We start from the raw sequence: 20,559 nt of genomic DNA, 5'->3' as shown, positions 1-20,559 counted from the left end.
AAGGCCCGTGCCGTTGCACCTCGGCCTTCATCCTTCGAGACGCGCGTTCCGCGCTCCTCAGGATGAGGAGCTGGAGTAATGCGTGCGTCATCGCGCCGCTGCACATCGTCACATGACAAAATGATGATGTCACACGGCCTACATCGAATCCCTGTAAATCCTGAACCCGAAAGCATTTTGGGGGAGAGCATGATCAAGAATTACCTCGAGCACCTGCGGATCCAGCGCTGGGACGACCATCGCTACTATCACCACAGCCGCATCAATCAGAGCCTGCACTTCGTCAGCGCGCTGAGCTTCCTCTTCGCGTATGTCTGGCTGTTCATCGATCCCGTGGTCTCCGCGCTGGTCGGCTGGCTGGTCTCGATGACCTCGCGCCAGGCCGGTCACTTCTTCTTCGAGCCGCACACCTACGACCACATCAACCAGGCCACGCACGAGTACAAGGAAGAGATCAAGGTCGGCTACAACCTGCAGCGCAAGGTGGTGCTGATGGCGATCTGGGCGCTGTCGCCGCTGGTGCTGGTCGTCGATCCCACGCTGTTCGGCCTGTTCACGCCCGGGGCCGGCGCGACCGACTTCATGCGTCAGGTCGCCAAGATCTGGCTCGTGGTCGGCGGCGGCGGTCTTCTGTTCCGCACCGTGCACCTGTTCTTCATCCGCGACGTCGAGACTGGCCTCGTCTGGATGACCAAGATCCTGACCGATCCGTTCCACGACCTGATGCTTTATCGCGGCGCTCCGCTCGCTTTGATGCGCGGCGAGCTGATGGACCCCGGCCTGCACCTCAACCCCGAGCACACGCTGGGCCTCATCAGCGAGCCCGTCCTCGAAGAGCAGCACGCCTGAGCGCGCTGGCCTCACACGACACTCCGATGTCTGATGGTTACGTCATGCCCGGGCTTGTCCCGGGCATCCACGTCTTGGGGGTTGCGAACGCGGCGCCTCCTTCACCTCTCCCGGCGTGCGGGGAGAGGTCGAATTTGCGCGCAGCGCGAATTCGGGTGAGGGGGGCTCTCCGCGGGGGCGTTGCTAACGGGGTGTCCAGTAACTCTCACCGTGTGCGCGGAGAGTCCCCCTCACCCCGACCCTCTCCCCGCAAGCGGGGCGAGGGAGAAGGGCGAGCGGTGATCGGGGCCAAGTGTGAGAAAGCCTCAGCGCCCAAAGCGCTTGGTCAGCATCTCCTTCAAGATCTGCCGCTTGATTTGCTTGTTGGTCAGCACGCCGTCGTGCCACCAGAAGCCGTCGGCCTTCATCTTCCCGGCGGCGCGGACGAAGCGTTCCGCGACCTCGGCGAAGTCGGCGTCGGTGTAGTTCAGGCTGAAGATCAGCCGTCCCGTGCCGACCCAGCTCAGCGCCAGGCCTTCGGCGCGCAGGTAATATTGCAGCATCCAGTTGTAGCGGGAGGGCGTGGTGTATTTCACCGTCCAGATCGACGAGAGGTTGGCGAACCGCACCGGCAGGTCGGCGGCCTCCATCATCTCGTTGAGTTTCCTGACGCGGCCGTTCCAGGTTTCCTCCAGCCCGTCATAGACAGCGCGGAAGTTCGGGCTGGCGAGCCGGCTCAGGAACTCGTCCATCGCCGTCATGACGTAGGGATGCGAGTTGAAGGTGCCGCGAGCGAAGCAGATGTCGGCGGGATGATCGTCGCGGAAGCGGCGCATCAAATCCTTCCTGCCGCAGACCACGCCGACCGGCAGGCCGCCGGCGAGGCTCTTGCCGTAGGTCACCATGTCGGCCTTGACGCCGAAATATTCCTGGGCGCCGCCGGCCGCGAGGCGGAAGCCGACGAAGACCTCGTCGAAGATCAGCACGATGCCGCGCTGGTCGCAGACCTCGCGCAGTTTCTTCAGCCATTCCGTGTAGGCGGCGCGGTCAAAGTTGCCGCCGCGGGAGGAATCGACCAGCGAGGAATCGCCGGGCGCGTTGGCGTTCGGATGCAGGCCCTGCAGCGGATTGACCAGCACGCAGGCGATGTCCTTGCGCGTCTTCAGCACATGCAGCGTCTTCTCCGACATCTCGGCGAGGGTGTAGGTCTCGTGCGCGGGAATCGGATTGCCGGCGCCGGGCTGCACGTCGCCCCACCAGCCGTGATAGGCGCCGGCGAAACGGACGAGATGCGTGCGCCTGGTGTGATAGCGCGCCAGCCGCACCGCCTGCATCACGGCTTCGGTGCCGGACATGTGGAACGAGACCTCGTCGAGGCCCGAGATCTTGCAGAGCCGCTGCACGTTCTCGAGGATGACGGGGTGATAGGGGCCGAGCACCGGACCCAGCGCATGCGCGCGCTTCTCGGAGCCCTCGATGCATTCCTTGTAGAAGTCGTTGCCGAAGATGTTGACGCCGTAGGACCCCGTGAGGTCGTAGGAGGCGTTGCCATCGACATCGGTGACGGTGACGCCGCTGGACGATTCCATGAAGGTCGAGGTGCCCAGATGCTCGCGGACGAGTCGCGAGAACTGGAACGGCACGCGGTAGCTCTCGGTGAAGTTGAGGTCGGAGATCGTCTCCGCCGCTTCCTTCGTCATCGCGCGGCCCTTGGGGTAGCGCTCGGCGTAGAGAGCTGCGAGGCGGAAGAAGGCTTCCTTGCGCTGCTTCACCACGTTCCCCGGCGCGCCGTCGCAGCCGAAATACTGATCACCGCTAAACTCGTAGAACGGGAGCAGCCGCGCCACCCGGCGCGACATCTTGGAGTGCCCGGCGAGCGAGCGGTGCTTGGCGCGGGACAACTCGACCCGCGCCTTGATCTTCGGGAGGACGGCGGCAGCAGACGCTGCGGCGGCCACGGACATCGAGAGAATCGGGAGTGTCGTTTCCATGACAACAAGCGCTAATACTGCGAGCTGACAGATTCATGACAGTCAAAGCCCTCATCGCCTCTTTCACCCAGCAGGAAGACCTCAACTTCCTGTTGACCAACCGCATCCCCCGCGCGGCGCTGACCCGCTTCATGGGCTGGTTCTCCAAGATCGAGAATCCCCTGGTGCGGGACTTCTCGATCGCGCTGTGGAAGCTGTTCTCCGACCTCGACCTGTCGGAGGCGCGCAAGCCCCACTTCAAGAGCCTGCACGACTGTTTCACGCGGGAGCTCAAGCCGGGCCTGCGTCCCTTTGATGCCGATCCATCCATCGTCGCCAGCCCCTCGGACGGCATCGTGGGCGCGCACGGGAAGATCGCCGACACCGAACTGTTCCAGGTCAAGGGCGCGCCCTATTCGCTATTGGACTTGCTGGGTGATTCCGCGCTGGTCGAGCAGCACCGCAACGGCTCCTTCGTCACGCTGCGGCTGACCTCGAGCATGTATCACCGCTTCCACGCGCCCTATGACGCGCATATCGAACGCGTCACGCTGATCCATGGCGATGTCTGGAACGTCAACCCGATTGCCTTGAAGAGGGTCGAGCGTCTGTTCTGCAAGAACGAGCGCGCGGTGATCCGCACGCATCTGTCGACCGGCGAGGCCGTGACGCTGGTGCCGGTGGCCGCGATCCTGGTCGCGAGCATCCGGCTGCACTTCCTCGACATGGTGCTGAACGCGCAGACGCGCGGGCCGGTCAATTTCCCTTGCGACGTCAAGGTGAGCAAGGGCGAGGAACTCGGCTGGTTCGAGCATGGCTCGACCATCATCATCCTCGCGCCCGGCGATTTTACCTTCTGCGATGGCATCGCCGAGGGCACGCGGATCCGCGCGGGCGAGGCGCTGCTCAGGAGGAAGTAGCCTTCAATCCGCCGTCCCCGCTTCCTATATCGTCTTTCGGAGACGATTCGACGATACGGATTGAGCGATGGCGCGGACGCCGGTGATGGCGGCGGGTGGTATTGTGCTGCGGCGGGGAGCGGTGCCGCTGATCGCAGTCGTGCGTCAGCGCAAGCGCAATGAATGGGTCCTGCCCAAAGGCAAGCTCGACGACGGCGAAACGCCGAAGGAAGCCGCGCATCGCGAAGTGCTGGAGGAGACCGGCCACGACGTCGCCATCCACGAATTCCTGGGCACGCTGGTCTACCAGTCCGGCGGCCGCTCAAAAGTCGTGCATTTCTGGCGCATGGAGGCCGGCGGCGGTCCGGTCCGCAAGCTGATGAACGACATCAAGGCGGTCGACTGGCTGACGCTGGACCACGCGATCGCCCGCCTGTCGCGTGAATACGAGCGCGCTTTCCTGACGCAGATCGGCCCGATCGCGCTTGCGGCGGCGGGAGTGGTGCCATCGCCGGCACCCGAGCCGCCGCTTGCGGCGGACGATATCGATGCCGCCTTGCAGACGTTGACACCGGCGGAAGCCGCATCGGTCGAGGAGCTGCGGCACGGCCTGTTGCAGAAGGTGAAGGCCTGGCTGCGCGGCGAGGCGTGAGGCCTTTCACACCAGGTAGCTTGCGGTGAGCCGGTCCCCGCGAGTTGCCATGTCCGCAGGAGCTTCAGCTCCCTCAAGCCGTCATTGCGAGCAAAGCGAAGCAATCCAGATCCCCTCCGCGGAAAGATTCTGGACTGCTTCGCTGCGCTCGCAATGACGGAGAGGAGACAGAGAAGCGCTTCACTCGCACCATCGTTGCGGAGGCAGCCGCCGCGCTGAACTGTTGCCGATGTCGCCGGTTGCTCAAAGGTCACCGCCGCTCCTTCTCCTTCGAAGCGGGCGACGGTTTGCGCGTGGCTGCGGGTCGCTGTGCGGCGGGAAGGCCCTGCTGGAATCCGCCTTGGCGCCGGATGCCGCCGGGCTGCTGAGCCGCAGGGGGCGGGCCGGGCTGCACGCCGGTGTGCGGCTGTTGCGGCTGCGGGCCGGGTTGCGGCGTTGCGCCCGGCTCTGGCGGCACGACTCCTCCAGGCTGAATTCGGCCGTCGCGCTTTGGCTGCGTTTGCGGCGTGCCGTTGGGCGCTCTGCCCTGTCCAGGGCGCGGTGCACCCGGACGTCCAGTCCCCTGCGGCTGGCCCTGTTGCTGCTGCCCCTGGCCCGCGCGCTGGCCACCCGGCTGCACGGCGCCGCCTTGTCCCTGCCGCTGCGGTGGTTGCGCCCCTTGCCGGCCCGGCGCGCCAGGCTGCTGCTGGCCGGGACGGTTGTTCTGGCCCGGCTGGCCGTTGGGCCGCTGCGGCTGTTGGCCCGGCGCGGTCGTCGGCCGCAATTGTTGCTGCTGCTGCGGTTGCGCCGGCCGCGGAAGGCGGCTGATCGCGGCCGGATTGGCGCGGCGGAAGTCGCGCTGCTCGGTCACGATCTGCCGGCCCGTGCTCTGGGCCAGATGCACCTGGCTGACGAAGCCGCGATCGCGTGCGATCTGCTGCGCTGGAATCGTGATCGGCACGGCCGCAAAGCGCATGCCGGCGCCGGCTGCGCCTGGACGAATGGCAAAGCCGCTCGCGGCCTGCGTCAGCGCGCCGAGCTGCGCGCCGCTCGAGCGGTCGTTGACCTCGATGTGGCCGACCCGGCCGTCGGCGTCGGGATAGAGTTTGATGTTGACGTGGTTCGCAGCGCTGGCTGCAGCGTTCTCGGGCACGTCGACCACGCCGGTGGTGCCGCGGATGCCGAGCGTCGCGGTCGGCGTCGCGATCTTCATGTCACCGCTCTTCGCCACAGCCGCGGCGACGAAGGCGACGGTCCCCTTGCCGATGTCGAAGATCGCCGAATTCTGCTTGCCGCCCTCCTCATAGACGTAATTGTCGATGGTGATCTTCGCGCTGGCGGAGAGGTTGAACGTGGTCGCATCGTTGAAGGTGATGCCGAGCGCGGAGTTCGACGAGGTCTGCACGATGTCGTTGAGATAGATGTCGTCGCGCACCCGCAGCGGATAGGAATTCCTGTCGCGGATCACGGTCGCGATCCCCGCGACCGTGGCAACGTTGCCGATCGGCTCGACGGCAGTGGCTTGTGCGTCCCCGGCCGGTGTTGGTGAAGCAGACGGCGCCGGTGAAGGAGCAGGCGTCGGCTGGGCCTGCGGCGGTGCTTGCGCAAGCTCGATCGTGTCGGACGCATATGCGGAGTTTGCGCCGGCCAGCGGCAAAGCCAGCAGCGGGACAGCAAACACGAAGCGGCGCCAAGCCACCATCAAAGCCACGAATGAAGTCCCGGTGAGAACGCGAGGCGAGGTCCGCCGATATCAGCCGCATCGGGCTGAATGGCAGATGAACATCTATCGCATGCGGCCGGCGAAGGTTCAAACGCCACGTCCCGGTGTCCGAGACGTGGCGCCATCATAAGAACGAGAAGGCTTGTCAGTCGCGATGCGTTCGGTGTCAGCTCACCCGCTTCCAGGTCTGGCCGCCGCAAAACATGCCGCCGAAGGCGCAGCCCTGCACACGCAACGCATTCGGGCCCTTCATGGCGATCGTGGAGTCGTAGTTGCGGCCGGAGTCGGGATCGTGGATGCGGCCGCTCCACTTGGCGCCGTCGGGCTTCATGTTGATCAGGATGCGCTCGTTGGTCTTCTCGGCATAGCCGCAGAGATTGGCGCCGCACTGCTCGACGCGGACATTGCCCTTGTTCTGTTCGGTCGCCCAGACGCCGATCGGCGAGTTCGGGGCCGCCACGGGCGCGGCGGCAGCCGGAGCCGGAGCAGGAGCGGGCACATAAGCGGGAGCGGGCGGGGCCGCGACCGCAGCGGGAGCTGCGACAGGCACAGGCTGCGCCGTCGTATCGATGGACGGCGCGGTGGCAACGGTCGGCGTCGGTGCGGCGGGAGCAACAACGGGGGCGGCCGGAGCGGTCGCCTGAAACGGCGCCTGCTGCACGGTCTGCTGCTGCACCGGAGCCGGTGCAGGCTGCGCGGCCGGGGCCGGAGCCGGCGTGGTGTCGACGTCATCGTCCTTGGAGCCGCCGAGGCCGTTGAGATTGATGTTGTTCAGCTTGATCGGCTTGTCCGACAGGCCCGGGGCGACGATGGTCACGCAGTTGAGCGAGGCGCAGTTGCGCGGCGTCTCGATGCGGATGTGCTGGCCCTGGATCTGGAACGAGATCGAACTGCCGGCGTGCGCGGCGGCGGTCGAAGCCAGGAAGAGCGCGGCGGCGATGGTGAGCTTGTTCATGACAACCTCCGAAATGGCGCGGTCCCGAGATGGACTGAAGTCGCTGGTGGATGAAGCGTGGTTCGACAATATGTCGGGCGTCCCGGACGTTCTGTGACGGACGTCACAACGGCTCGCGCGCGCTTGGGTGAGGCGGCGCACATTCAGCCCCGGCTCGTCCGGCGTAACCTCGTCGCGACACGACAGGATGGCGCCGATGCAGCAGCTTGCGACTTCGCTTGGTTTATTGATCGCATTCACGGCGATTGCGCCTGCGGCCCAGGCCGGTTCCTACGCCTTCTCCATCGGCGGCCACCGGTTCCATGTCGAGGCGCCCAGGAATTGCCGATCCGCCTCCTGTGTCTCGATTTTCAGTCGCAGCGTTCGGGCGACGGAAGAGGTCAACACGAGACCGGCTCCGCCGCCTGCGCCCCCGCCGATTGTCCAGGCGCCCCCGCCGGTCACCCCGGCCGCTCCGGTCCGGCCGCAGCCAGCTGTGGTCGCACGATCACCCGCATCGACGATGCCTGTCCTTGCCTCGACGACGTCGCAGCCCCTTGTGCCGCCTGCGCCGCGACTCGAGGCAGCAAGAGTTGAGGCAGCGAGTCCCAATCCGCCACGGGTTGATCTGCAGCCGCCGGATCCGCCGAAGATCGTCGCGCTCGATCCGCCGCGCCTCGAGCCGCCGGTGGTTATCCCGAGGCCAGAGAGCATCCAGGGCACGGCGATCGCACATGGCAACGACGACGAGGCGACGTATTTGCCGCTCGGCGAATGGGAGAGCACCGGCGCCAAGAGCACGGTCAGCATCGAGCGCTGCGGCCCCGCGCTGTGCGGCTTTGCGCGCACCGAGACCTCGAGCCGCGGCGAAAGCGTGCTCGTCAACATGAAGCCGAAGACGCACAATGTATGGACGGGCAGCATCTACAGCCGCTCCAGCGGCAACACCTATTATGCGAGGATGACGCTGAAGAGCTCCGGCAGGCTTTACGTCGAGGCCTGCGCACTCGGCCGCTTCTGGTGCACCGGCAACGACTGGACACGCGTCGAGGAGCGGCAGGAGAGGATTGTCACGACCTCGCAGCAGTGGGGTGGCGCAAGGTCGTAGCGATGGGTGCTTCTGCGCAGGCGGTCGTCTCGAAGGACGAGCGTGCGTTCAGGCGTAGCCAAGCGCTAAGCGGCCGCAATGTGGTTGATCGATGCCCTCTAGATCATGCCGAGCACGATGGCGCCGACGAAGGCGATGGCGAGGTACGCGGTGATAACGCTCAGTCTCCCGGCGAACGTCATGAGGTCGCTTCCTCCGTGCGCGCCGTTTGGCGCACAGACGTTATGGTTAACGGAAAGTCTCTTTTCGAAAAAGTGAGCCTTGCTGTCGCTCGCGTCGGCAGCAATCCGCAGCGATCGCCCCGGCATGGTTAAAGAACACTGAAATCAACGTGTTGAAGAGTCTTTAAGTAAATTCACCGAACGTGCGTGCATGACGCGCGGAGTTCGTTTGTATCTCGTCGGCTCCATCGTCCTTGTTTCGCTAGCGGGTTGCGGACGCGGCTTCTTCCAGGCCGAACGTGAACCATGGCGGGCCGAGGCGGAGGCCGCATGCCTGAAATCGGGCGCGGTCAAGGAGAGTGCGGACATCGTCCGCATCGACCCGATCTCGGGGCCCGGCATGTGCGGCGCCGAGTATCCGCTGAAGGTTGCTGCCATTGGCGAAGCTTCCAGCACCTATGGGTTCGCCGACGAGGTGCTGCGCCCGCCCGGCAGCATCGGCAACCAGCCGCGCTGGCCGGTGCAGCCGCAGCCGAACTATCCGCAGAGCCAGAATTATCCGGCATCGTCCTATCCGCAGCGGTCGAACTATCCCGAGAGCGCGGTGCGTCAGCCCACGGGCTATGGTGCGCCGTCCGGGCCGATGTCGCTCAACGCGCCCGGCGTCGAACCGCAGGAGGACGAGATCGATCTGCCGCCCGAGGGCACCGATGCCGCGGGCGCGGCGCGCTACATGAATGCGCCGAGCTATCCGGCGCGATCGGCAGCGCCTTATTCGCAGCCGCCGGCGCAGCAGCCGCCGCCGCGCCTTGGTCCCGCGCAGGGCAATCCCGTCACCGCCGTCGGCCCCGTCGCGATCAAGCCGACCGCGACGCTGGCCTGCCCGATCGTGTCCGAGCTCGACCGCTGGCTCGCCGACACCGTGCAGCCCTCGGCGATGCGATGGTTCGGCACTCGCGTGGCCGAGATCAAGCAGATCTCCGCCTATTCCTGCCGCGGCATGAACGGCAATCCACATGCCCACATCTCCGAGCACGCCTTCGGCAACGCGCTCGACATCTCCGCCTTCATGCTCGCCGACGGCCGTCGCGTCACGGTGAAGGACGGCTGGCGCGGCATGCCGGAAGAGCAGGGCTTTTTGCGCGACGTGCAATCTGGTGCCTGCGCGCATTTCACCACGGTGCTGGCGCCGGGCTCGAACGTCTATCACTACGACCACATCCACGTCGATCTGATGCGCCGCGCCAGCCGCCGCCTGATCTGCCAGCCTGCCGCGGTGTCGGGTGAAGAGGTCGCCGGCCGCGCCCAGCAGCGCAACCCTTACGCCGGCCGGCGCGATCCCTATGTCACCGGCTCGCTCGGAACGCGCAAGAGCATGCGCAAGCAGGAAGAGGACGACTACGCTGACGATTGAGAAAGGCGAACGTCGTGAGCGAGACGACAGTGGAGAGGGGCGGCGGAATTAGCAGCTCACTTCGCGCCGGGCTTCGACGCTGCAGGGGCCAGCCCCATGCAGCGCTGCACCTCGGCCGGGACGTTGTAGGTGCGCATGATGTGGCGGCTGTCGCGGAGGCCCGTCGCCTCACGTTGCACCACGAACATCCAGAGCGCCTCGCCGGCTTCCATTACCAGCTTGCGCCTCGCCTGCTGCATCGAGGCCGGTGTCTCCGTGGCCGCATGAGCGGCGTCGAACTCGCGCAAGCGCGCCAGCGCCTGTTCGAGCGTGCGGCCCATCCGTCCAAGCGCCGAAGCTTGTTCCTGGACGATCTCGTAATGGAGGATATCGACAGGCGGGCGAAGATCACGGGACATGGTCTGAATATAACCGCCAGACCGCCCCGCGCAACGCGCGCTACTTCGCCCGGTAGGCCGCCAGGAACATCCGCGTCGCGCTGTCGACCACCTCGGTCATGCGCTCTTCGGAGGGCGCGGGCGCGGCCTGGAAGACGAAGGGGAGGAACAGCGAGGCCTTGCACAGCTCCATGAACTGCGACGCCGCAAGCTCGCAATCGTCGATCTTGAGATCGCCGGAACCGACATGGATCTTGAGATAATCGGAGAGGCGGTTGATGGTCTTGTCCAGCACCCGCGCATAGTAGCGGCGGCCGACATCGGGCATGCGCTCGGCGATCGCCATCACGGTGCGGATCGCTGATCCGCCGCCGGGCCGGCACAGCAGATGGATATAGGCCCGGCCGAACTCGTTCAGCGTGGTCTCGGCGTCGCGTGCGGGATCGAAATTGAACACGACCTGGCCGTGCTGGAGCGCTTCCTGCTCGAGTATGGCTTCGAACAGCGCGCATTTGTCGGCGAAGTAGACGTAGAGCGTGCCCTTGGACACCTGCGCGGCGCGCGCGATCTCGCCCATGCTGGCGCCGTCGAAGCCGAGATCCATGAACACCTTTCGGGCGCCATCGAGAATCTGGCGGCGCTTGGAGCTGTCCTCCTCCTGGATGACGTGCAGATGTTCGCCGGCAGCTACAACCATTGGTTCAGGGTCTCGGAAGGTTTCTGGACGAGGTGCCAACCTATGCAACGGAAATAAAGGATTCGGGCCAGTAGGGTCCCGGGCCGGGACATTATATATATTGACCGAACGGTTCGGTCAATGATATCTGAGATGAACGAGGGAACAGGCCGCGACGCGGCGGTCCCTGGTCGCGCTATTTTTGGGGAGGCCTTGATGGCCGTATCGAGAGACCGGGCTGCGCGCGTCATTCGCCAGGAAAAGGTGGAGACGATGGCGGCGACTGATGAGGCTGGGACCGGGACGCCTGCGGCCCTTGCCGAGCAGTTGCGCTCCCACGTGGCCGAGGAAACCAAGCGCCGCGGCGAGGCGCCGGAGAAGCCCGTGACCGACAAGCCGGCCGGGCCTGCCCCGGACGCGCCCGCCGCCGGCGGCGCGCCGAAATCCGGCAAGCGCAAATTCGTCTTGATGGGCGCCGGCCTCGTGCTGGCGCTCGCGGCCGCGAGCTATGCCGGCTATTACACGCTGGTCGGCCGCTTCTACATCTCGACCGACGACGCCTATGTCCGCGCCAACAACACCATGCTGGGCGCGCGCGTGGCCGGCCACATCTCCTCGATCCTTGCCGGCGACAACACCATCGTGCGCGCCGGCGACATCATTCTCCGCATCGACGACGGCGACTACAAGATCGCGGTCGATGCCGCAGCGACGAAGATCGCGACCCAGCAGGCCACCATCGATCGCATCGGCCGCCAGGTCGCAGCCCTCGACAGCCAGGTCGCGCAGGCCAAGGCGCAGCTCGTCTCCGCGGAAGCCGGCCTCAAGCGCGCCGACCTCGATTACGAGCGCCAACAGGCGCTGAGCAGCAAGGGCTTTGCCTCGCGCGCCACCTTCGAGAGCTCGGAAGCCGGACGCGACCAGGGCGCCGCCGCGGTCAAGGCTGCGCAGGCCGCCTATGACGTCGCGGTCAGCAATGTCGATGTCGCCAAGGCGCAGCAGGCCGAAGCGCAGGCGCAGCTCGCCGAGCTGAAGACCTCGCTCGCCAGGGCCGAGCGCGATCTCGCCTTCACCGCGGTGCGAGCGCCGGTCAATGGCACATTCTCCAACCGCCTGGTCAACGCCGGCGACTTCGTCGCGGTCGGCCAGCGGCTCGGCAACGTCGTGCCGCTCGACGAGGTCTACATCGACGCCAACTTCAAGGAGACGCAGCTCAAGCGCATCCGTCCCGGCCAGCCGGTGACGATCAAGGTCGATGCCTATGGCATGCGCAAGTTCTCCGGCGTGGTCGACAGCATCGCGGCGGGCGCAGGCTCGGTGTTCACGCTGCTGCCGCCAGACAACGCCACTGGCAATTTCACCAAGATCGTGCAGCGGGTACCGGTCCGCATCCGCGTGCCGAAATCGGTCGCGAAGCAGAACCTGCTGCGTGCCGGCATGTCGGTCTACGCCACAGTCGACACCAACGAGGGTGCGGCCGACGCCGACAGCGAGGTCGATCTCGACGATCCCACCATGATCCATCCGCAGTAGGTGCGCGGTGACATGAGACGCGCTGCAGCCCTGAACGCAGGTGCGCTCCCTCTCCCGCTTGCGGGAGAGGGTCGGGGAGAGGGTGTCTCCGCAACGGGACAATCCCCCAGAGGAGAGAACCCTCACCCGGACCCTCGGCAAAGCCGAGGGTCCACCTCGGCGTTCTCGGACGACGGCCGCCGAAGGCGGCCTATGCTCTCCCGCAAGCGGGAGAGGTGTCCGCAACTCGCAGCCTGCTCCGGTCCGAGTTGACACGCCATGGCCAACGCCACCACCGCTTCACCCACCATGATGGCGACCCCGGCTTCGGAGCGCATCGCGCCGAAGCGGCTGTTCGCGTTCATCATCATGGTGTTCGGGATGTTCATGTCGATCCTGGACATCCAGATCGTCTCGGCTTCATTAAGCGAAATCCAGGCCGGCCTGTCGGCGAGCTCCAGCGAGGTCTCTTGGGTCCAGACCGCCTATCTGATTGCCGAGGTGATCGCGATCCCGCTCTCGGGCTTCCTGTCGCGCGCCTTCGGCACGCGGCTCTTGTTCGCGATCTCGGCGGCGGGCTTCACCTTCTCGAGCCTGCTCTGCGGCTTCGCCACCACCATCGAGGAGATGATCCTCTGGCGCGCGCTGCAGGGCTTTCTCGGCGCCGGCATGATCCCGACCGTCTTCGCCTCGGCCTACACCGTCTTTCCGCGCACGAAATTCCATATCGTCGGTCCCATCATCGGGCTTGTCGCGACCTTGGCTCCCACGATCGGGCCGACCGTCGGCGGCTACATCACCGACGCGATGTCGTGGAACTGGCTGTTCTTCATCAACGTCGTGCCCGGCATCGGCATCACGCTCGGTGTGCTGGCGCTGGTCGATTTCGACGAGCCGCATTTCGAATTGCTCGACCGCTTCGACTGGTGGGGCCTGCTGTTCATGGCCGGCTTCCTCGGCACGCTGGAATATGTGCTGGAGGAAGGCCCGCAATATGAATGGATGCAGGATACCTCGGTGGCGATCTGCGCCTGGATCTGCGCCATCTCGGCGATCGCCTTCTTCTGGCGCGTCTTCACGGCGGCCGAGCCGATCGTCAACTTGCGCACCTTCTCCAACCGCAATTTCGCGATCGGCTGCCTCCTGCAGTTCTGCATCGGCATCGGCCTCTATGGCCTGACCTATATCTATCCGCGCTATCTCGCCGAGGTGCGCGGCTACAGCGCGCTGATGATCGGCGAGACCATGTTCGTCTCGGGCATCACCATGTTCCTGGTCGCGCCCCTGGTCGGCCGGCTCATGGTCAAGATCGACATGCGCTACATGATTGCCTTCGGCCTCATCGTGTTCGCGATCGGCTCGTACCAGATGACCTGGATCACGCGCGACTACGATTTCTACGAGCTGCTGGTGCCGCAGATCCTGCGCGGCATCGGCATGATGTTCGCGATGGTGCCGACCAACAACATCGCACTCGGCACGCTGGCGCCAGACCGCGTCAAGAACGCCAGCGGCCTGTTCAACCTGATGCGCAATCTCGGCGGCGCGGTCGGACTTGCGGTCATCAATACCGTGCTCAACGACCGCACCGACCTGCACATCACGCGCCTGCAGGAGCGCGTGACCTGGGGCAACGCCACCGCGACCGAGACCCTGACCATGCTCCAGCAGAAGTTCCAGGGGCTCGGCGATTCCACGCTGATGGCGATGAAGCAGCTCAGCCAGATCGTGCACCGCCAGGCCGTGGTGATGAGCTTTGGCGATGCCTTCTTCGTGCTGACGGTGTTCTATCTCGGTCTCAGCCTCCTGGTCACATTGCTGAACAAGCCGGCCGCGCCGGCCGGCGGCGGCGACGCGCATTAGGCGAGCCACAACAGGTGTCGTCGCCCGGCTTGACCGGGCGACCCAGTATTCCAGAGGCGGCATTGGCAAGCTCGCTCTCACCACATCCGCCGCGGCGTACTGGATGCCCCGGTCCCGTCTCCGCCAACGCTACGCCGGGGCCACAAGGGTGCTCGGCCCGCCGGAGCTTTAGCGAAGGCGGCAAGCCGGGCATGACAGCGAGCTTGAGGTGATGCCCCGCACCAAATTGCAACACTCATCCGTGATCTCGCGCGGGCCCCGTTGCAAATCGCCCACGGCACATCTATAAAGCGCACCTCATTCATTCGAACCGGGGAGAGATTTGCATGATTTCGTCGCATTCGCAGATCGTACGCCCGCGCTCGATGATCTCCTGGCTCGGTATGTACGCGGCCTGCTAGAGGCCTCTTCCGCCAGCTTCGATTGGGTTTTGCCTCCCCATCGCTCCGCTTCCCAAGTCAAAACCAGTCTCAAGTGACGCCGTCCGGGCCCTCGCGGCCGATTTGCGTCCATCGATGGAGCCGGCCCGCGCGAAGCGGCCGGATGATGTCATGACCGCTCTGTCAAAGAAGCCCGCGGCGATACGCGTGGTGCTACCCTTCGTGTTCAGGCACTGGCTGAAGCAGCCGGCGCGAACCCTCGCCATCGTCACCGGCCTGCTGGGGGCGACGGCCGCCGACCTGTTCATGCCGGTGTTCTCGGGCCATCTGGTCGATGCGCTGACGCGCGGGCCGTCAGATGCCGATGCGCGCCACGCCGCATTGGTTGCGTTCGCCGCCATCGTGGCGCTGGGCGCGGCCTCGATGGTGCTGCGGCTCGCAGGGCTGCAGGCGATCGTGCCTTTCACGCTCAAGCTCATGTCCGAGATCGCGCAGGACGCCTTCACGCGCGTGCAGCGCTTCTCGACCGACTGGCACGCCAATTCCTTTGCCGGCTCGACCGTGCGCAAGATCACGCGCGGCATGTGGGCGCTCGACCTCCTCAACGACACCATCCTGCTGGCACTGCTGCCGTCGCTGGTCGTGCTGATCGGGTCGATGATTCTGCTCGGCGTGCACTGGGCCTCGCTCGGCGCGGTGATCGCGCTCGGCGCGCTTGTCTATGTCACGATGACGGTGCTGTTCTCGACGCGCTACATCGCGCCGGCCGCGCGCGTCTCCAATGCCTGGGACACCAAGGTCGGCGGTACGCTGGCGGACGCGCTGACCTGCAACGCGGTGGTGAAATCCTTCGGCGCGGAGGCGCGGGAAGATGCGCGGCTCGCCCGCGTCGTCAACCGCTGGCGCGTGCGGGTGCGGCGGACCTGGTTCCGCTACAACTACACGGCCATGGCGCAGCTCGCGCTGCTGCTGGCCTTGCGCGCCTCGGTGGTCGGCGGCTCGGTGCTGCTGTGGATCTCGGGGCACGCCTCGCCCGGCGACGTCACCTATGTGCTGACGAGCTACTACGTCATCCACGCCTATTTGCGCGACGTGGGCATGCACATCAACAATCTGCAGCGCGCGGTGAACGACATGGACGAGCTGGTGGCGATCCATGACGAGCCGATCGGGATCGTCGATGCCGCGGGCGCCCGTCCGATCGCGATCGAGGGCGGCGAGATCGTGTTCGACGACGTCACGTTCCATTATGGCGGCCATCGCGCGCCGCTGTACGACGGACTGTCGCTGACGATCCGCGCCGGCGAACGCGTCGGCCTGGTCGGCCGCTCCGGCTCCGGCAAGACGACCTTCGTCAAGCTGGTGCAGCGTCTGTACGACGTCACCGGCGGTCGCGTGCTGATCGACGGGCAGGACATCGCGCTGGCGACGCAGCAATCGCTGCGCAGCCAGATCGCGATCGTGCAGCAGGAGCCGATCCTGTTTCACCGCTCGCTCGCCGAGAACATCGCCTATGGCCGGCCCGGCGCCAGCCTCGAGGCGATCGAGCAGGCGGCGCGCCTCGCCAATGCGCACGACTTCATCCTGCGTCTGCCCAAGGGGTACGGCACCCTTGTCGGCGAGCGTGGCGTGAAATTGTCCGGCGGCGAACGGCAGCGCGTGGCGCTGGCGCGCGCCTTCCTGGCGGATGCGCCGGTGCTGATCCTGGACGAGGCGACGTCGAGCCTCGATTCGGAATCGGAGGCGCTGATCCAGCAGGCGATGGAACGGCTGATGAAAGGCCGTACCTCGATCGTGATCGCGCACCGGCTGTCGACCGTGAAGAGCCTCGATCGCATCCTGGTGTTCGACCGCGGCGAGATCGTCGAGCAGGGCACGCATGCTCTGCTCGCGGGCAAGCCGGGGGGCATCTATCGCGGCCTGTTCGAGCGCCAGGTTGTGGAGCTCGGACAGATCGCGGCAGCGGAGTGAGCCACGCGGCGGCGGGGCGAATGTCCCGCTGTCACGAGGCCTGAGGATGGAATGAGATGAAAGACCTGACACACGGCTCCATCGTGCGACACGTCCTGGCCATGGCCCCGCCAATCATGGTCGGCATGATCTCGATCATGATCTGCCAGCTGGTCGATCTCTATTTCGTCTCGAGCCTGGGCGAGGCTGCGATCGCGGGCGTGGCCGCGGCCGGCAACGCCGGCTTTCTCGTCAATGCCCTGATGCAGGTGCTCGGCGTCGGTACAGTAGCCTTGATGGCGCATGCCGTGGGCCGCAAGGACCGTGACGATGCTAATCTGGTGTTCAACCAGTCGGCCGTCCTTTCGGTGCTGTTCGGGCTGCTGACACTGGTGGCGGGTTTCGCGCTGTCGCGTCCCTACATGCGCGCGGTTGCGGCCGACGAGGCAACAGTCAAAGCCGGCACCATCTACCTGCGCTGGTTCACGCCGGCACTGGCGCTGCAATTCGCGACGCAAGTGATGGCGTCCGCGTTGCGGGCGACCGGCATCGTGCGGCCGAGCATGCTGGTGCAGGCGCTCGCGGTGGGCATCAACATCGCGCTGGCGCCGATCCTGATCTCGGGCTGGGGCACCGGGCATCCGCTCGGTGTCGCCGGGGCCGGCCTTGCAAGCTCGATTGCCGTCTTCATCGGCGTGCTGATGCTGCTCGCGTATTTCCTGAAGCTGGAGCGTTACGTCGCCTTTCATCCCGCGCAATGGCGGCCCCAGCTTCGGCAGTGGAAGAGAATCCTCAATGTCGGCCTGCCCGCTGGCGGTGAGTTCGTTATGGTCTTCATCATCATGGCTGTGGGCTATTATGTGCTCAGCGTTTTCGGCCCGGCGGCGCAGGCCGGATTTGGTATCGGCACGCGTCTCCTCGGCCTAATCCAGATGCCTGCGCTCGCCGTCGCGCTGGCTGCGGGGCCCATCGCCGGTCAGAACTTCGGCGCCGGCAATGGCGCGCGCGTGCGGGAGACCTTTGTCAAGGCGGCGCTCGTCGCGACCGCGGTGATGACTGTCCTCCTGACGCTCGCGCAGCTCGCGCCAGGTCTGTTGCTTGCCGGGTTCTCGAATGATCGAGAGACGATGGCAGTTGCGTCGCTCTTTCTGCGCATCGTCTCGTTCAACATGGTGGCGCAGGGGCTGATCTTCACCACCTCCAGCATGTTCCAGGGGCTGGGCAACACCAAGCCCGTGCTGGTGACCTCGGCAATGCGGGTCCTCACCTATTCCCTGCCGTCGATCTGGCTCTCGACGTGGCCGGGCTTTCGGATGGAGCATGTCTGGTATTTGTCGATCGCGACAACGACGCTTCAGGCCGCGCTGAGCGTGTTGTTGCTACACCGCGAGTTCGGCAAGCGCCTGGCTCCGCTGCGGCACGCTGAGGTTCCCGTGCAGATGGAGGCTGAGCCTGAAGCGCCTCCCGCGCGCGCACCGGCATAGCGACGGCTGATTGTTGTGTTCGCGTGCGCGTCAGTGTGCGCCAACACTATTCCAAACGAGTGTGAGGCCCGACATAAACAGCAGTCCGAGCACGACATCGCCAAAATGCTTGTCGTTCAGCGCGTGGTAGACGCGCGCGCCGGCCCAGGCTCCGATCAGCGTGCCCGGAAAGGCGACAGCAGCGAGCCAGACCACCTTGAACGCCACGAGGCCCGACGCCGTCTGCAACACCAGCGCGGTGGCGAGCACCGTGAAGTTGAAGAGCTGGAAGATGCCGCGCCGCTCGTGCTTGTTCCAGCCGCGGATGTTCGCCCACAGGATCGGCAGCGGCCCGGACAGTCCGGCCAGCCCGCCCAGAATGCCGCCGGCAAAACCGATCGCGCCGTCGGCGATGCGGCCGCCGAACTTGAAGGCGAGCGGCCTCTTGTTCAGGTAGAGCGCGCTCGAAAAGACCAGGATCAGCACGCCGACGCTGAGCTTGAAAACTTTGGGATCCGCGGAGGCGACCATCATGGTTCCTAGCGGCACGCCCATCAGTCCGCCGATCAGGAACGGCCACACCAGCGAGAGATCAAAACTCTTCCACATCGACGGCAGCGTCGAGGTCTGCGCGATCACCGAGCAGATCAGCACCAGCGGCACCGCGAGCGAGGGCGGCAGGACGTAGAGCCAGATCCCGAGCGCCATCAGCGCGGTGCCGAATCCGGCAAGGCCCGAGACGAAGCCGCCGGCCAGCGCGCCGAACAGCAGCAGCGCGTAAGTGGACGTTTCCACCTTTGTCATTTCCTGTCGTTAGCGGCGATCTCGAACGGTTGATCGTCATCCGGCGCATAGCACAGATGCGGCCCGGAAGGTCAATTGCAAAACCGCACGCAAGCGTGATCCTCAGGGGCGGGCATTCGCCGAAGCGGCGCCTACATCACGCCTGTCTTTAATCCTGGGGGCCTGCCGGGCGTCACGCCGCATCGTCCCTGTTGAGATGATGGAGCATGATCATGACCCGCCTGAGCATTGCCGTTGCGACCGCATTGTTATCGGCCGCCGCTCTGACGCCGACATTGGCGCAGGCGCAGTTTTCCGAGCCTGCGGCCTATCAGGCCGCGCATCCCGACCGCGATGTGCTCAATGGCGGCCAGCTCACGCCCGCGGGGCGCGCGGCCCGTGGCGAGGCAGTGATCCCGAGGGAGGCCTATGCGGCCTATCCGTCAGCCGTTGCGCCGGTCGTGCGCCCGCGCCATCGCCGCCATCATCAATAGATTGTCGTTAGACGATCTGCCTGGTGTCGGCGGGCTTGTGCAGCGCGCCGACCAGGATGCGTAGCGCTTCCGTCAACTCCGCCCTGTTGCGTGCCGCGCCCAGCGAGACGCGCGCCGCGTGCGGCGGTGCTCCGTCCACGGTGAAGGCATCGCCGGCGACGATCGCGAGGCCATTGCGCAGCAGATACGCTGCGACATCGGGCCGGTTCTCCGGCAATCGTAGCCACAGATGGTGGGCGGCGGGTTTGGCCCGGAACTCAAATCCCTTCAGTGCCCGCTGCGCGAGTTGCTGGCGGCCGACCGCCTCGTTGCGAATGGCGGTGATGATGCGATCGGCAATGCCGCTCTCGATCCAGTGCGTCACCAGCGCGACCATCAGCGGCGCCGGCATCTGCACCGTCGCTTGCAGGGAGGCGCGCATCTCCTGCTGCGCAGCGTTGTCGGGCGTCATCAGATAGGCGACACGCAGCGCCGGCGCGATGCATTTTGACAGCGTGGTCGCGAGATGGGTCCGTTCCGGAATGAGGTTCGCGATCGGCGAAGCCGCGCGATCGAGCAGCCCGTAGGCGTCGTCCTCGATCAGGATCGTGTCGGCATCGCGGATGATCCTGGCGATGGCGCTGCGCCGCTCGGGAAGAAGCGTCGCGGTGGTCGGATTGTGCAGCGTCGGAATGAGGTAGACGGCCTTCGGCCTGTGCGTGCGGCAGGCCTCTGCAAGCGCATCAGGCAGGATGCCGCCATCATCCATGGCGACGCCGACGAGCTTGACGCCGAGCCGCGCAGCGGCGGCCTTGATGCCGGGGAAGGTGAGCGCTTCCGTCAGCACGATGTCTCCGGGCCGCGCAAGGTGTGCGAGCAGGTTGAACAGGATGGTCTGCGCGCCCGGAAAGATCACCAGCCTGTCGGCATGCGCATGCGGGACGCGTGCACGCATCCAGCGTGCCGCGACCTCGCGCTCATGCGCGCTGCCGCCGGGCGGTTGATAGTTCAGGAAGGCGGTCAGGCCCGATTGCCCACGGAGGACGTCCAGCCCTGCGATGATCCGTTCGTCGAGCTGTGCCTCGAGCGGATGCGGCGGCACGTTCATCGAGAGGTCGATCGCCACCGGATGCGGCAGGTCGACCGCGCGCCGCGCGCTGGTCTCCGAAACGAACGAACCCTGCCCGACCCGGGCCTCCATGATGCCGCGGCGCCGCGCCTCGGTGTAGGCGCGCGTCACGGTGGTGAGGTCGATGCCGAGGGCCTTGGCAAGCGCGCGTTGCGTCGGCAGCTGCTGGCCGCGCACCAGCCTTCCTGCGGCGATGTCGGCCTCCATGGCGTCGACGATGCGCTGGTACCGCGGTCCGCTCAGCTCCGAGATTGTAGGGGTCCAATCCATGCAATTTAGGCCCAT

At 65.9% G+C, this 20,559-nt stretch carries 18 protein-coding genes; 10 read left to right on the top strand and 8 right to left on the bottom strand.

Features of this window, described 5'->3' with window-relative positions; all coding sequences use genetic code 11:
- Positions 1-189 precede the first annotated feature (189 nt).
- Positions 190-849 (top strand): hypothetical protein, encoded by a 660-nt coding sequence (locus ACRQ5Q_RS34375; RefSeq protein ID WP_439394369.1) that lies wholly within the window; start codon positions 190-192, stop codon positions 847-849.
- Between the two features lie 305 nt (positions 850-1,154).
- On the opposite strand, the gene ACRQ5Q_RS34370 is transcribed toward ACRQ5Q_RS34375, so the two are convergent.
- Positions 1,155-2,819, bottom strand: a complete 1,665-nt coding sequence (locus ACRQ5Q_RS34370; RefSeq protein ID WP_439394367.1) for an aminotransferase class III-fold pyridoxal phosphate-dependent enzyme — start codon at positions 2,817-2,819, stop codon at positions 1,155-1,157.
- A gap of 35 nt (positions 2,820-2,854) precedes the next feature.
- On the opposite strand from ACRQ5Q_RS34370, the gene asd reads away from it, so the two are divergent.
- Together asd and ACRQ5Q_RS34360 are read left to right on the top strand one after the other, a co-directional pair.
- Positions 2,855-3,718 (top strand): archaetidylserine decarboxylase, encoded by an 864-nt coding sequence (asd, locus tag ACRQ5Q_RS34365; RefSeq protein ID WP_439394365.1) that lies wholly within the window; start codon positions 2,855-2,857, stop codon positions 3,716-3,718.
- Positions 3,719-3,785: 67 nt separating this feature from the next.
- Positions 3,786-4,349, top strand: a complete 564-nt coding sequence (locus ACRQ5Q_RS34360; RefSeq protein WP_439370057.1) for an NUDIX hydrolase — start codon at positions 3,786-3,788, stop codon at positions 4,347-4,349.
- Positions 4,350-4,599: 250 nt separating this feature from the next.
- Here the strand turns inward: ACRQ5Q_RS34360 and ACRQ5Q_RS34355 are convergent, their stop codons facing one another.
- Both ACRQ5Q_RS34355 and ACRQ5Q_RS34350 read right to left on the bottom strand, forming a co-directional pair.
- The gene (locus ACRQ5Q_RS34355) at positions 4,600-6,030 is read right to left on the bottom strand and encodes a FecR domain-containing protein (RefSeq protein WP_439399926.1); all 1,431 of its coding nucleotides are present in this window, start codon (positions 6,028-6,030) and stop codon (positions 4,600-4,602) included.
- Positions 6,031-6,217: 187 nt separating this feature from the next.
- Complete coding sequence (locus ACRQ5Q_RS34350) at positions 6,218-7,006, bottom strand: DUF2147 domain-containing protein (RefSeq protein WP_439394363.1); 789 nt, start codon at positions 7,004-7,006, stop codon at positions 6,218-6,220.
- Between the two features lie 502 nt (positions 7,007-7,508).
- Here ACRQ5Q_RS34350 and ACRQ5Q_RS34345 point away from each other — a divergent pair.
- Positions 7,509-8,093, top strand: a complete 585-nt coding sequence (locus ACRQ5Q_RS34345; protein WP_439394361.1) for a DUF2147 domain-containing protein — start codon at positions 7,509-7,511, stop codon at positions 8,091-8,093.
- Between the two features lie 98 nt (positions 8,094-8,191).
- On the opposite strand, the gene ACRQ5Q_RS34340 is transcribed toward ACRQ5Q_RS34345, so the two are convergent.
- A complete protein-coding gene (locus ACRQ5Q_RS34340; protein WP_439394359.1) occupies positions 8,192-8,401 on the bottom strand; it encodes a hypothetical protein in 210 nt (69 codons plus the stop codon).
- Between the two features lie 64 nt (positions 8,402-8,465).
- Between ACRQ5Q_RS34340 and ACRQ5Q_RS34335 the strand changes: the two genes are divergently transcribed.
- Positions 8,466-9,668: an extensin-like domain-containing protein gene (locus ACRQ5Q_RS34335; protein ID WP_439370053.1), complete on the top strand. Its 1,203-nt coding sequence runs from the start codon at positions 8,466-8,468 to the stop codon at positions 9,666-9,668.
- A gap of 56 nt (positions 9,669-9,724) precedes the next feature.
- Here ACRQ5Q_RS34335 and ACRQ5Q_RS34330 read toward each other — a convergent pair whose 3' ends face one another.
- Positions 9,725-10,066, bottom strand: a complete 342-nt coding sequence (locus tag ACRQ5Q_RS34330) for a DUF6665 family protein (protein WP_439394357.1) — start codon at positions 10,064-10,066, stop codon at positions 9,725-9,727.
- A gap of 40 nt (positions 10,067-10,106) precedes the next feature.
- Positions 10,107-10,742 carry a TetR/AcrR family transcriptional regulator gene (locus ACRQ5Q_RS34325; RefSeq protein ID WP_439370051.1) on the bottom strand — a complete coding sequence of 212 codons (636 nt, stop codon included), beginning with the start codon at positions 10,740-10,742 and terminating at the stop codon, positions 10,107-10,109.
- A gap of 195 nt (positions 10,743-10,937) precedes the next feature.
- On the opposite strand from ACRQ5Q_RS34325, the gene ACRQ5Q_RS34320 reads away from it, so the two are divergent.
- The 4 genes from ACRQ5Q_RS34320 to ACRQ5Q_RS34305 all read left to right on the top strand — a co-directional run bounded on the left by ACRQ5Q_RS34320 (position 10,938) and on the right by ACRQ5Q_RS34305 (position 17,910).
- On the top strand, positions 10,938-12,254 hold the full coding sequence (locus tag ACRQ5Q_RS34320; RefSeq protein ID WP_439394355.1) for an HlyD family efflux transporter periplasmic adaptor subunit: 1,317 nt from the start codon (positions 10,938-10,940) through the stop codon (positions 12,252-12,254).
- A gap of 258 nt (positions 12,255-12,512) precedes the next feature.
- Complete coding sequence (locus ACRQ5Q_RS34315; RefSeq protein ID WP_439394353.1) at positions 12,513-14,096, top strand: DHA2 family efflux MFS transporter permease subunit; 1,584 nt, start codon at positions 12,513-12,515, stop codon at positions 14,094-14,096.
- Positions 14,097-14,647: 551 nt separating this feature from the next.
- Positions 14,648-16,447 (top strand): ABC transporter ATP-binding protein, encoded by a 1,800-nt coding sequence (locus ACRQ5Q_RS34310; RefSeq protein WP_439370048.1) that lies wholly within the window; start codon positions 14,648-14,650, stop codon positions 16,445-16,447.
- A 56-nt stretch (positions 16,448-16,503) separates the two neighbouring features.
- Positions 16,504-17,910 carry an MATE family efflux transporter gene (locus ACRQ5Q_RS34305; RefSeq protein WP_439394351.1) on the top strand — a complete coding sequence of 469 codons (1,407 nt, stop codon included), beginning with the start codon at positions 16,504-16,506 and terminating at the stop codon, positions 17,908-17,910.
- Positions 17,911-17,940: 30 nt separating this feature from the next.
- Here the strand turns inward: ACRQ5Q_RS34305 and ACRQ5Q_RS34300 are convergent, their stop codons facing one another.
- Positions 17,941-18,684: a sulfite exporter TauE/SafE family protein gene (locus ACRQ5Q_RS34300; protein WP_439394349.1), complete on the bottom strand. Its 744-nt coding sequence runs from the start codon at positions 18,682-18,684 to the stop codon at positions 17,941-17,943.
- 221 nt (positions 18,685-18,905) lie between these two features.
- Here ACRQ5Q_RS34300 and ACRQ5Q_RS34295 point away from each other — a divergent pair, with 221 nt between their 5' ends.
- Positions 18,906-19,166, top strand: coding sequence for a hypothetical protein (locus ACRQ5Q_RS34295; protein WP_439394347.1), 261 nt, complete (start codon positions 18,906-18,908; stop codon positions 19,164-19,166).
- Positions 19,167-19,173: 7 nt separating this feature from the next.
- Here the strand turns inward: ACRQ5Q_RS34295 and ACRQ5Q_RS34290 are convergent, their stop codons facing one another.
- On the bottom strand, positions 19,174-20,544 hold the full coding sequence (locus ACRQ5Q_RS34290) for a PLP-dependent aminotransferase family protein (RefSeq protein WP_439394346.1): 1,371 nt from the start codon (positions 20,542-20,544) through the stop codon (positions 19,174-19,176).
- Between the last annotated feature and the right edge of the window lie 15 nt (positions 20,545-20,559).

The sequence above is a fragment of the Bradyrhizobium sp. PMVTL-01 genome (genome assembly GCF_051861855.1).
Lineage (GTDB): Bacteria > Pseudomonadota > Alphaproteobacteria > Rhizobiales > Xanthobacteraceae > Bradyrhizobium.
This window is presented reverse-complemented; position numbering and strand designations above follow the sequence as displayed.